The organism is Enterococcus sp. LJL98, assembly GCF_054871745.1.
In genome coordinates, this window is the sequence record NZ_JBTXLU010000002.1 from 51301 (window position 1) to 64123 (window position 12823).

Sequence of the window (12823 nt, forward strand, 5' to 3'; positions counted from 1 at the left end):
TTCCTACTTTCTTATTTAAAATAAACTTTGATTGTTTGTACTTCAAAAGGTTTAAAGGATACTTGTATTTGATGGTCATTAAAGGGCAGCTGCGCTTCTTCTTCTTCAAGCATGTTACATAACACAGCTTTTTTAATCATTTTTTCGCTCGTGATTTGGACTTCACTCTGACGATTCATATATTCATACAATCGGAGCACAACAGCTTCCTCATCTTCTGCTTTTTTCACCGTGTCAAGTAGCACATTTTCTTGATTGACTTTGAAAAAAGCCGTCTCGGATGCCGGCAACTCCCCGTCTAAAACCAGTAGAGGAACGTTTAAATCCAGTGCTGCTTCCATGGTTTTCCCGTTTTGCCAATTGCCTTCATGCGCATAGACGGAATAGGTAAAGGTGTGATTCCCGATATCCGCCTGTGGATAAGGGTCAATCGCTGATTTGATGAGCGTGATGCCAATCTTTTGGAAGTCGGCACTAAAGCCATACTTTGAATCAGACAAAACGCTGACGCCGTAATTACCTTCTGATAAGTCCACCCATTTTTGACCGCAGCTCTCAAAGCGAGCCCAGTCCCACGAAGTATTTTTATGAACCGGACGTGTGACGTTTCCAAATTGAATGTCATAAGTTGCTTCCAACGTATTCACGGCAATCGGTATTTGTGCTTTTAATAGCACTTGATCTAATTGCCAATTGATTTCCGTTTCAAAATCAAGTCGTCTTTTCCCATGGTTAAAGTGAATGTACTGGGTGATTGTCGAATTTTCAAATGGTCGGACGATTTTTAATGTGTCACGAATCTGACCTTTTTCCACCCACGATACTTCAGAAAGACGATTAACGGCCCAAGATGTTTCTTCATAATAGACGTCAATATCCCAGGCATCATAGTCCATTGGGATGTCTTCATAGGCAATGAGTTGATTTAATTTCTCACCTGCTGGAACAATTTCACGTTTGGCTTGCTTATCAAAGAGCGAAATGATTTCATAGTCTTCATTCATCTCAACGAAGAAATCTTGTGTTTCAAATTTATTGGCCACGGTTGGAAGAGGTGAAATGACAGGCTCTTTTTCTATCAGGCGAATCGTTGTAGCACTCAAGGATTCGATGCGAGGGAGTTGAACGAGAAGTTGACCATCAAACGTCTTTTGACTAATCAATGAATTCCCCGCTCCATCAGTGACCTCGCCCATATGGGGCAGTTTTACGGTACTTGTTCGTTCAAACCCTAGCGGATTATGAATCGTTCGTGTTTCTGGTTTGGCTTCAAAAGGCAAGGCAGCCAACAACGCATGACACTCCGTTAAGATTGCCTCATATTCTCGATCGGTTTGTTCGTAAACTTCTTCGATGGAACTGCCTGGCAAAATATCATGAAATTGATTCAGTAAAACGACTTTCCACATTCTTTCCAAAGCAGCTTGTGGGTACGTTTCAAAAGCATATTGTGTATATAGTTTTTCGAGATTTTGTAATAAAAACTCCATTTTTCGATTGTATTTTTTGTTTTTACCAATTGAGGTTAATGTTCCCCGATGATATTCAAAATAAAGTTCCCCATACCAAGTCGGTAGTTGTTCTTTTTGACTTAAGCGTTCAAAAAAGTCCCCTGCCCGATCACCGGTCAGTGTTGGCATATCCGGTAAAGGGGTTTTCAAACGTTTTTGAATTTCCAACATTTCCCTTGTCGGTCCACCACCACCATCCCCGTAGCCGTAAGCCAACAAGATTTCATCATTCACAGATTTTTGTTGATAGCGTTCATAACTTCCTTTTACCGTATACGAATCAAGCAAGCCGTTGTAAGTCGAATAATAAGGCGTTGGATTATAATGTTCGCTAATTGTAGTGATAAAATGTGTCAGTACTTTCGAGCCGTCAATTCCTTGCCAATAAAAAGAATCATAAGGAATTTGATTAAATTGGTTCCAGTTTAATTTCGTAGTCATAAAATAAAGTGTATTGGTTTTTTGTAAAATTTGCGGTAACGCGGCCGAGTAGCCAAAAACATCTGGTAGCCAAAGAATTTGACTGTCGACGCCAAATTCTTGTTTAAAGAAACGTTTACCATATAACACTTGACGCACAAGTGATTCTCCTGAAGTTAAATTACAGTCCGCTTCAACCCACATGGCTCCTTCTGCTTCCCAACGTCCGGCCTTAATTTTTTCTTTGATTTTCTCGTAAAGTTCCGGATAATGCTCTTTCATAAATTGATATTGTTGCGGTTGGCTATTAATAAACGTATAATCCGGATACTCATCCATCAATTGAAAAACCGTTTGGAAGCTACGTTCGCCCTTTTCAATTGCTTGTTGGACGGTCCAAAGCCAAGCCAAATCAATGTGTGTATGTCCGACAGCCGTCACTTTTTGTAGCGGCTGGTGATTTTCTAAATAAAGTGAATGCAAAATTTCTTTCGCTGCTTGAATGCCCGCATTGTACTTCTCTGAATAGGGCTGACGAAAATCTAGACAGTTGACTGCTGCGACCAGAACCTTTTGATAGGCGTCGGCATCCCCACCGAACTTCATCACACCACGCCACGCATCGTAAACCGCTAGAAAATCATAATAAAAGTCATAAGTCGCTTGGTCGTATGCAATCAAATGAAAAGATAATGGGAACTGCTTTTCTTCTCTTCCAGAAAAAATTGGAATACGAAAAGAAATTTCTCCAGATGCTTTCCAACGATCTTCTAAGACAACTTCGCGATGGTTGGCATCCAGCGCTTGGAGGTACTCTCCATTCAAATAAACTTTCATTTGTGGATTTGTACTATTATCGGACTGCAAAGGATCGGCATAGCCTTCAAAGGCAACGGGGACATCTGCCCACTCTTTTGGAATTTGAAAGGTGCCTTTTATGGTATAGTTTGTATTTTTTGTACCAAAATACGTGCCTTGCTCGTATCTCTCGAACCCTGATCCTTGATCTAAGAAAATAGGATCAATCGTTCTTCGCTCTTTTACTTTGTACCGGTTGACTTTAAAAAGTATCTTCCGAATTCGTTCAAATTCAAATTTTGGATAGGTCATTTTCACTGCTCCTCTTGTCTCAATTAATTGTTCCTTTTTCAAAAACATGCTGTGAGGGCTTTCATTCTAGCTCGCTTAAATAGGGAAGAGACCCAAATTAAGGATCGGTGCGACCTTTAATCTGGATCTCAAGAAATGAAGAACGAGAATGAATTTGCTGTCCAGTGATTGTATGCGGTTTGGACACACTCAAACGATTGAAACCCTACTTGGATGAAAAGGTTAAACCCTTCATCCAAGAAATCGCTTCTTGACAAAGCCCTCCACTTTTCCGCTGTCATCGGCGTGCCTATTTTTCAGCCGTTCCATTTTATTTTTTCGTGATTTTTAATCCAATTGATCCTAAGGCTGGACGTTGAATTGATGCGCCATCGATGAAACCATTTGGTGAAACCGTTAAACGCTCCCCTGTTGCTAAATCAACAATTTCATCACCGATGTTGGCTTCAATTTCGGTTAATGAAAATTCACCCAGTGGACTTGCTTCAATACTACGAAACGCATAATGAGTTTGACCATCTTTATTAAATGTGAGTTTCCAGTCATTCACACGATCTTTGGCTTGTGCACGCGTTTCATAAATACCTTCACCGTAGACATCTAACCAGGCACCGATTTCTAGAATTATTTTTGTTTCTTCTTCAGTAAAAGTTCCTTGCGGTGTCGGTCCTACACCTAGAATGAGGTTTCCTCCTTTATTCACAACATCAACAAAGGTATCTAATAAATTCTGACTCGTTTTAAAGGTTTCTACTGGCACGTAACCCCAGTCATTACCAATTGGAATGTTACTTTCCCACACTTTTGTTGGAATTTCAGACAATTCAGGAATTTTACGTTCTGGAGTCACATAGTTTTCATGACGTCCGCCCATCATCCGGTCAACCATAATCAACTCTGGATTTTTTTCGCGTGCAATTTCCGCCATGCGGTCCATTTGTAAATCTTCTTTCCCTTGACCAGCCCAACCACCATCTAACCACAGCAAGTCGATGTTGCCATAGTTGTGCGTGATTTCGTGGATTTGATTGTGGACGAATTGGACGTATTGATTCCAAATTTCCGGATACTCTGCTGTGTCATAACTTGCTCGACGCCCTTTAACTGTCTCATCGTCTAACCAATAGTATTGGGAGTACCAGTCCGCTTTTGAATAGTAAGCACCAATGCCTAATCCCTCTGCTCGAAAAGCATCAAAGACTTCCCCTAAAATATCACGTTTAAAGGGACTTAATTTCCCTCCAACTTTGTATTCCGTTTCCATCGTATTGTACATATTAAAGCCATCGTGATGCTTGGTCGTAAAAATACAGTATTTAAAGCCGGCTTTCTTACAAGTTTCTGCCCATTTTTTTGTATCTAATTCTGTTGGATTAAATTCAGAAATTAAATTCCAATAATCTAATTGTAATTGTTTAAAGTCTTTTCGAAACTCTCTGCCTTCTCTCGCCCAAACATCTTCTTCTGATAATTGCCAAGACTCGACAATTCCTGCTTGTGCATAAATCCCGTAGTGAAAAATCACGCCGAGTTTTAAATCTTGAAACCACTCTAATCGTTCCTTTAACATTTTTGTTTCAGGGTAAACGGTTAAATCTTCCACTTCTGTTCCTTTTGCTGTTTCAATATCCCCACGAATCTTACTCAATCAAATCGCCTCCGTCTATTAATAACTTTACTGTAAGCGCATTCTAACTTTAACGCAATGTGTAATTTTTCTGAACTATGTTTTTCAAATAAACATTGATAAAAAGCCTTTGTTACCGCTATCTATCAGCTGTTTCTAGATTTACATAGCGTTAAAAACAGCCTACTTTTATCATAGAAAAAAATGGGAAGAGACCCCAAAGAAAACCATATTGATTTTCTTTGGGGTCTTGGAAATGAAGCCCGTTGTTAATTATTTGCCCAGCGATCGTAGGCATCTTGGTAAACTTGGATGTATTCTTCCACACCCATGGATTCGATGGTTTTCACATATTTATCCCATTCATCAAACGAAGTAACGCCTGTAATGAATTTCGCTTCCATCTCTTCAGTATACGTTTGTAAGTCCGTTGCATTTGTAGCAACCTTATCATTTTCTTCTTTGGTTAAGTAAAGCAGTGGATATGGCACTTCGGCAACTGGTGTCATCTTCTCTTCTGTTTCTGCCACAACCCAGTCCATAAAGGCAGTATCTGGTTCTTCATCGGCACTCTTACGAATCGGCTCATGGTCCAAGACAATATTTGGTGTAACTAAACCGTAAGCTGGTGTGATTTTTCCACGGAACGATTCGGTATCATCTGGATTGACATCTGCTGTAAAGACGCGAACTTCTTCCCCATCTTTGGTTTTTGCTGTTTCCCAATAGACACCTTCAGGACCTTGTTCTAGGAATTTTGCTCCTTCTTCAGAGTAGAAATAGTCTACCCAACGTAATGAGGCTTCTACTGAAGGGTTTTTATGCGTGATTGCAAAGGCACCACGAGAGAGACGAGGGCTTCCTGCAATGACGGCTTCTTTTGAGTATTCTGAAGTCAATGGTTGGAATAATGGATCGTTCACCGCTTCTTTTTCATTTCGGCCAGTCGTAAACATACTATAGTAGTCGTTAAATAAGCCCAGTTGATTTTTTTGACCTTTTGCTTGCTTTTGGTCGTTCGATTGGCTATAAACTTCCTTATCTAATAACCCTTCGGAATAAAGTTTATTCATGTATTCCAAGAATCCTTTATAGTTTTCAGACATTGGCGTATAAGAAATGACTCCGTCGTCTTCTTGAATGCCTTTTACTTTGATCCCAAAAGCACCCATTAACCATAAACGAGTCCCATTCATTTCAACGTCCGTTAAAGGAATTTCATCTTTTTGACCGTTGCCATTTGGATCTTCGTCACGGAAGCGCACAAGTAAGTCGTATAATTCGTCGGTTGTTTTTGGTAACTCTTTTACTCCTAGATTATCTAACCATTCTCCGTTATACCACATTGGTTGTTGGTACCAAATAGCCGTTCCATTTCTTGGTACAAAAGGTAACGAATACACGTGACCATCTGGTGTGGTAATTGATTTCAAGATATTTGGATCTTCTTCAATTAATTTTGAAAGATTTGGCATAATTTCTGGTGTAATATAGTCTTCTAATGCAACTAAAATTCCTTGCGCACCATAATCAATTTCCATCGCTGAAGTTAAAGTGCTTGACCCTGCACCATAAATAATGTCCGTTAAGTCATCTGCAGCAAAAGCTAAGTTTAATTTCGTTGGGAAGTCGGCATTTGGTGGGGTGACATAGGTCGTTTTGATTCCTGTCATTTCCATGTACTCTTGCAAGGTTTGCATATCTTCCCATTCGGCTAGCCCCATGCCTGGTCCCATGATACTTAGGGTTAGTTCTTCGCCGTCTGCCACAATTGGAAACTGGCTCTCATTATTTAATTTAACCGAAGATTCGGCTTTTGAACTGCCTGTTTCTTTTCCTTTATCACTAGTACCTGTACCACAAGCGACTAATAATGTACTAAATAAAGCAATTCCCATCCCTAATACAAGCTTGTTTTTGATTCTCATTTACATTTTCCCCCTATCATTTTTTCCTTTTTCTAGTGAAATACGATTGTCGTTTCAACTAGAAATCGTCTACTTGTTCGCTTGCTAGACTTCTTCATCTAATTCTTACTTTCGCACGATGAACAAGTACGGTTCTTTTCGTCCTTGTTCGGTTCCTCTTAAGTAACGCCTTAGATGAAAACGCTGTCGCAACTCACAACTTAAATGTAAGCGCATACCCTCTTTTTGGCAATGTGTATTATTTAATCAATGTGTAGAAATAACAAAAGTTGATATAACAGGCTTTCCCATCTAAAAAAAGGTAAGATTTCCTAAAAAAGAATTCTTTCCTTCTTTTATTTTCTTTTCCATTTCGAATAAAAGAGAATAAAAAAAGGATTTTCTTTCGAAGTCTTCCCTCTCACTTCATTAAAAATAAAAGAATTTTAAATTAGAGTTTCACTCATAAATATGCTATGATAATAAAAAATCGATTGATAAGAAGGTGATTCCGATGACCAAAAAAAATTTCATTTTAATCTCTCCCCACTTTCCAGACAATTTCACCCCTTTTGCACAACAACTAAAAAAACACGGCCTACGAACTTTGGGAATTGCTGACGTGCCTTACGAGCAACTATCCCCTTCTTTAAAAGAGGCTTTGACTGAATATTATCGTGTAGATAACATGGAGGACTATGAACAAGTTTATCGAGCGGTCGCTTACTTTGCTCATAAATATGGTCGAATTGACCGGATTGAATCACATAACGAGCACTGGTTAGCATTAGACGCTCGTTTACGAACGGATTTCAATGTTGTTGGTTACCAGGTCCAAGAAATTCCAATGATTCGGCAAAAATCACACATGAAAGCAGTCTTTCGTTCGCTTGGCTTCCCAGTTGCTGACGGGCGTGTTTTTAAAAATCAAGAAGACGCCTTTCAACTAGCAGAAAAATTAAAGTATCCGGTGATTATTAAATCAGATAGCGGAGTTGGCGCGAGTGACACTTACAAAATTGACAATCAACAAGCCCTCCAGGCGTTTTTCACCCATTGGAATCCAACCGTGTCCTATATTATGGAAGCCTTTGTTTTAGGTGAGATTGAGACTTTTGATGGCCTAGCGGATGCAAATGGAAAAATCGTCTTTTATTCAACTTTTCATTATAGCGAAGCCGTGCTTGATACTGTTGAAAAAAATGGTGAAATGTTTTATTTTATTCCGCGTGAAATACCGGAAGATCTCATTCAAATGGGCAAGCGCATTGTTGAAGCATTTCATGTGAAAGAACGTTTCTTCCATTTAGAGTTTTTCCGGACGAAAAAAGAAGGGAAAATCATCCCACTCGAAGTGAATATGCGTCCTCCTGGTGGTCTGTCAGTTGATATGTTTAATTATGCAAATAATATTGATGTCTTTCGAGGTTATGCACAGCTCGTTGCCACGAATGAATTTACTGAAGAAGTCACCCGTCCCTATCATTGTGCTTACGTCTCACGAAAAAACCAAAATGCCCCTTACCGTTATTCCAATGATGAACTTCAGAGCATTTTAGGTAAAGGACTGATCAGTATCCAATCGATTCCAGGGATTTTCGCTCAAATTATGGGCGATGAGGGCTATCTCATTCGCACGCCCGATAAACAGCAACTTTTTGAATGGATCCAATTGATTCATCAATCAGGGAAGGAGGAGTAGCGATGCATTTTGAACGAAGAAAACAGTTCAGTCATTTTTTACAAAAAGAAATCGAATTTAACGTTTATGGTCATCACGGAAAACCAATCATCGTTTTCCCTTCCTCAGGTGGGAGCCAAAATGAATACGGAGATTTTGGTATGATTGCTGCTTGCCAATCTTTTATCGACCAAGGACTCGTTAAATTTTATACACCTGATTCTTATGATAAAGAGTCATGGTTTGCAGTAGAAAAAAGCCCGACCGAAATGGGAGATGCTCATAATCGATACGATCAATATATCATTCAAGAACTTGTCCCTTTGATCAAAAAAGAAAGTCAATGGTCTGGCGCTTTAATGGTGACCGGTTGTAGTATGGGGGCTTTTCACACGATCAATTTTGCCTTGCGCCATCCGGACGTGTTTGATATTAGCGTAGCTTTGAGTGGTTCTTACGACGCACGTTTTTTCACTGGCGAATACGGAGACAGTCCAAGCGTTTATTTCAATTCACCGATTGATTATCTAGAAAAATTACATGACCCTTGGTTCCTTGACCGCTATCGTCAAAACACGTTTATTATTTGTGTCGGCCAAGGTGCTTGGGAAGAGCCCCATGTGGCGGATACACGACGACTGGAAAGTATATTCGAAAAGAAAAAGATTCCTGGTTGGTTTGATTATTGGGGATTCGATGTTCCCCACGATTGGGATTGGTGGCGGATGCAAATGCCTTATTATTTGAAAAAGTTAGCTGAACAAGGAAGAAGCTAAAGGGAAGAGGGGTTGTGACAGCTGTCACAACCCCTTGTTGTTTTACGTCCATTTGATGGATACATGGGCACAACAGTCTGAGTTTTCGAAAACTTCACGAAATTCGAGCAATTGAAAAAGCCAATTGCTCGAACTTTCTTCCAGTTTTTCAGAACAACACGCCTTTGTCCCCTTTTTTATTGGCTACAATAAACTAGAAACTCCCCAAAATGGGTTGCCCAATACTTCTCAGAATGGGTTTCATCCGCGAGGATTCGAAACCAAATTTTTTCTAATGAATGACCGGTTCGTAGCAGTGTTTGATAATACCAAAGGGAGCTATTTAAATACACTTGGTTCACATTTCGAGTAGTGAAGCTTTGGTCGGCTACATTTCCTTCGCTTGTTCCTACTTGTAAGTAGACCTTCGTCTCGGGATGAAGCGGATGACTTCCAACATAGTCTAAAAACGTTTCATCGTTGACCCAAGAAGCAAGAGAAAAAATACCTAATCTGCCAAAAACATCAGGGTAAGCTGCCCCCATATAAGCTGTCATCAATCCCCCTAGGGAACTTCCTGCTAGAAACGTTTGATCTTTTTCAGTCTGTGTCCGGTAAGTTCGATTCACAAAAGGCATCACTTCCTCAACAATCCACTGCGCATGCCATTGGCCAAGTCCACCAATCGTCTGAGTTTTTTCCACTTCTGTAGGGCTCATTTCCCAAGGAGTGTATTCCATTAAACGTCCTTCTCCATCATGATCAATCGCAACAATCATGATTTCAGGAATTTGAGCGTTGCGTTTGAGATGGGGAATTACTTTCCATGAATGGCCTGAATAGGCTTCACGGCTATAAAAAACGTTTTGACCATCATGCATATAAAGTACTGGGTAACGCTGTGCTTGATTCTCTTTGTAAGTTTTAGGTAAGAGAACACGAACCCTTCTTTCTTTTTTTGTATACGGAACAAATAAATGATGCGTGTGCAATTGTAAGTAATGATCGGAATCTTTTTTTAACAAGGTTTGCCTCCTTTACTTTTTTTCTGATGAACAAACTGTTGAAATTCTTCAAAGACGCGCACCTGTTCTGTTTCTTCTAGTTGTTGCCATTTTTCAAAAAAAGCCACACTGGTGGGATGATAGGTCTTTTCCTCCACTTCTTCGCTTAACATAAAGCGGCGAGAATAGTCCTCAAAGCCTTTCTTTTCTCCAATAAATTTGGGTTGTCCTTTGACTGCACTCGCTTTTTCAATGAGACGCATTTCATTTAACAACGCCAAGTAGTCAGCGACAAAAATGGGCATCTCCGCGTTCCGAAAGGTCAATACCCGTTTGGCTAAAACGTGGTTCACCTCTACGGGTTCAATCAGTTGTTGATTTCGGTATAAAGTGAATAAATATTGTTGCCATAAATCTTCTGGGAAAGTATATTTCTTTTCCTTTAACCAAAGCAATTCATCTAAAGCCATGTCTACTTGATTGATGCCTTTTTTGATTTCACTTGCGACTTCTGGGCGCACCCCTAAATGATCGGTGAAGTGCGTGATGCCCAAAGCGATTTCTTCTTTGTTTTTTTTTGATTTTAAAATAAATTGATACTTCACAGCCTTCCCGCACTGGCAATATAATTTGTAACGTTTCTTTTTACGATTATAGTTTTCATCAATATTAACCGTTTCGAAGAGCCACTCCTCATCGATCAAATAATGATGATTGAGAAAAAAAGAACCCATTTGATACTTTTTATGGACTTCAATCAGCTCTCGTTGCGGTATGGTTAGCCGTTGATAAATTTCTTGCCGGTTCTTAACAGTCAACGTTTTTCGTCCTTCTAAAGGATATTCTGCGAGTTGATAGGTTTTGGGATACCACCTTTTATAGACACTCAAATGATCTGCTAATTTTTTTGACACGTAATCACTCCTGGGTAAATAAACCTGTTTCTTCCTTTTTTACTATACCATAAACCAATCCTTGGATTCACGCGACTTGTTTTCTATCAGTGTGTTATACTATTTTTAACTTAATGGAGGTGTTCTTTTGAAAAAAAATTTACTGGCTTTCGGTGGGATCCTTGCTGCTTTCCTTTTACTTTTGGGTGGCTATCTGGCTTATCTTTTTATTGATTATAATCGTTTACCCGATGAACAAAAGCTAACGGCAACCAGCGGCCAATTAAAAACATTCGATCCACTACAAACAAGTTATACGGCGACAAGCTTTAATATTGGCTACGCCGCACATACAGCAGACTATAGCTTCTTTATGGATGGAGGGAAATATTCCCGTGCCTATAACAAAGAAACCGTCCTTGAAAATTTAGATGGGATCACTGAAAATCTTAAAACGTTTCATTCTGATTTTTTATTTTTACAAGAAGTCGATACTTGGGCTCATCGCTCTTTTAAGGTGAATCAAGTCGAACATTTAGAAAAAGAGCTTAACTATTACGACAGTGTTTTTGGGCAAAATTATGATTCGAGTTACTTGTTTTATCCCATCTTAAAACCAATTGGTAAATCGAACTCTGGTTTACTGACTATGAGCCAATTTCCAATTGAAGGTAGCATCCGTTATTCGGTCCCTATCGAAACAAATTTCAATAAATTCTTTGATCTCGACCGTTCCTTCACTGTTACGCAAACGACGATTGAGGAGCGCCCAATTACATTAATCAATGTGCATTTATCTGCCTTTACTGAAGATACGACAATCTTAGACAATCAAATAAAAAAATTAGCCAAAATAATGGAAGCAGAGTATCAAAATGGACGTAGTGTCATTGTCGGTGGTGACTTCAATCATGATTTATTAGGCAATAGCCCTGACGTCTTTGGAACAGAACAAACGATTGAAACTTGGACCCATCCCTTCCCAGAAAACTTTTTATCCGAAAATTTTTCTGTCGTGAAAAAAGATTTTTCTGAAGCAAAAATCCCCACTGTTCGAGCAAACGGAACTGGATATACGCCTGGCGAAACTTTTGTTTCATTAATTGATGGCTTCATCGTATCAAAAGATGTCTTAATTGAAAAAACAGAAGTTCATGATTTAGGTTTTGCCAATTCTGATCACAATCCTGTGACCATTACCTTTTCTTTTCAAGAACAAGAGTAAGGAGAACCAAATGAGGAAGATTTTCAACCAATTTTATCAAGCGGCAGATTTGGAGAAAGCAAAGAAGATGGCTGCTTATATGCGCAATCAGTTCCCTTTTTTAGGTATCTCTGCTCCTGATCGTCAAAAACTTGCCCGTGAATTTTATCAAACCAGCAACCCGTCCACAATCGATTGGGACTTCGTCTTTGAATGTTGGGAAAAAGAGCAGCGAGAATTTCAATACTTGGGCACGGACTATCTCTTGCGTCTAAAAAAACAACTGACCACCGAAGACCTTCCAAACATTCGACAATTAATTGAAATGAAATCTTGGTGGGATACGGTCGATGCCCTTGATGCCCTACTCGGTGTCCTCGCGCTAGATAACCCGAGTGTCGAATCCTTGATGCTTGAATGGAGTACCGACGAAAACTTTTGGATCCGTCGTGTCGCCATCAATCATCAACTTTTGCGAAAAGAGCAGACGAATACCAAACTACTCGAACAAATAATCGTCAACAACTTCGGTAGTCAAGAGTTTTTTATTAACAAAGCAATTGGCTGGAGTTTACGCGATTACAGTAAAACCAATCCGGATTGGGTACGAGATTTTCTTGCCCGGCACACCGAACAAATGGCTTCTTTAAGTATTCGTGAAGCGAGTAAATATTTATAAAAGCCCTCGACTAGTTTTTTAGTCGAGGGTTT

Annotated in this window: 9 protein-coding genes; 4 read left to right on the forward strand and 5 right to left on the reverse strand. The window is 39.5% G+C overall.

Annotated elements, in window-relative coordinates; all coding sequences use genetic code 11:
• Positions 1–11: 11 nt before the first annotated feature.
• The 3 genes from ACYSNO_RS03890 to ACYSNO_RS03900 form a co-directional block, all read right to left on the reverse strand.
• A complete protein-coding gene (locus ACYSNO_RS03890; protein ID WP_461729764.1) occupies positions 12–3041 on the reverse strand; it encodes an alpha-mannosidase in 3030 nt (1009 codons plus the stop codon).
• A 310-nt stretch (positions 3042–3351) separates the two neighbouring features.
• Positions 3352–4689, reverse strand: a complete 1338-nt coding sequence (locus ACYSNO_RS03895) for an alpha-L-fucosidase (RefSeq protein WP_461729765.1) — start codon at positions 4687–4689, stop codon at positions 3352–3354.
• A gap of 248 nt (positions 4690–4937) precedes the next feature.
• The gene (locus ACYSNO_RS03900) at positions 4938–6596 is read right to left on the reverse strand and encodes a type 2 periplasmic-binding domain-containing protein (RefSeq protein ID WP_461729766.1); all 1659 of its coding nucleotides are present in this window, start codon (positions 6594–6596) and stop codon (positions 4938–4940) included.
• Positions 6597–7089: 493 nt separating this feature from the next.
• On the opposite strand from ACYSNO_RS03900, the gene ACYSNO_RS03905 reads away from it, so the two are divergent.
• Both ACYSNO_RS03905 and ACYSNO_RS03910 read left to right on the forward strand, forming a co-directional pair.
• Positions 7090–8277 (forward strand): ATP-grasp domain-containing protein, encoded by a 1188-nt coding sequence (locus ACYSNO_RS03905; RefSeq protein WP_461729767.1) that lies wholly within the window; start codon positions 7090–7092, stop codon positions 8275–8277.
• A gap of 2 nt (positions 8278–8279) precedes the next feature.
• Positions 8280–9032, forward strand: coding sequence for an esterase family protein (locus tag ACYSNO_RS03910; RefSeq protein WP_461729768.1), 753 nt, complete (start codon positions 8280–8282; stop codon positions 9030–9032).
• Between the two features lie 176 nt (positions 9033–9208).
• On the opposite strand, the gene ACYSNO_RS03915 is transcribed toward ACYSNO_RS03910, so the two are convergent.
• Both ACYSNO_RS03915 and ACYSNO_RS03920 read right to left on the reverse strand, forming a co-directional pair.
• The gene (locus ACYSNO_RS03915) at positions 9209–10036 is read right to left on the reverse strand and encodes an alpha/beta hydrolase (RefSeq protein ID WP_461729769.1); all 828 of its coding nucleotides are present in this window, start codon (positions 10034–10036) and stop codon (positions 9209–9211) included.
• Positions 10030–10929 carry a hypothetical protein gene (locus tag ACYSNO_RS03920; protein ID WP_461729770.1) on the reverse strand — a complete coding sequence of 300 codons (900 nt, stop codon included), beginning with the start codon at positions 10927–10929 and terminating at the stop codon, positions 10030–10032. The genes ACYSNO_RS03915 and ACYSNO_RS03920 overlap by 7 nt, the downstream gene beginning before the upstream one ends.
• A 127-nt stretch (positions 10930–11056) precedes the next feature.
• Between ACYSNO_RS03920 and ACYSNO_RS03925 the strand changes: the two genes are divergently transcribed.
• Positions 11057–12133: an endonuclease/exonuclease/phosphatase family protein gene (locus ACYSNO_RS03925; RefSeq protein WP_461729771.1), complete on the forward strand. Its 1077-nt coding sequence runs from the start codon at positions 11057–11059 to the stop codon at positions 12131–12133.
• A 10-nt stretch (positions 12134–12143) separates the two neighbouring features.
• Positions 12144–12791, forward strand: coding sequence for a DNA alkylation repair protein (locus tag ACYSNO_RS03930; protein WP_461729772.1), 648 nt, complete (start codon positions 12144–12146; stop codon positions 12789–12791).
• The last annotated feature ends 32 nt before the right edge of the window (positions 12792–12823 follow it).

Bases quoted from the DNA above. Each gene is read 5' to 3' on its own strand.
- ACYSNO_RS03910 (WP_461729768.1), top strand. From the start codon at position 8,280: ATGCATTTTGAACGAAGAAAACAGTTCAGTCATTTTTTACAAAAAGAA.
- ACYSNO_RS03930 (WP_461729772.1), top strand. From the start codon at position 12,144: ATGAGGAAGATTTTCAACCAATTTTATCAAGCGGCAGATTTGGAGAAA.
- ACYSNO_RS03890 (WP_461729764.1), bottom strand. From the start codon at position 3,041: ATGACCTATCCAAAATTTGAATTTGAACGAATTCGGAAGATACTTTTT.
- ACYSNO_RS03900 (WP_461729766.1), bottom strand. From the start codon at position 6,596: ATGAGAATCAAAAACAAGCTTGTATTAGGGATGGGAATTGCTTTATTT.
- ACYSNO_RS03905 (WP_461729767.1), top strand. From the start codon at position 7,090: ATGACCAAAAAAAATTTCATTTTAATCTCTCCCCACTTTCCAGACAAT.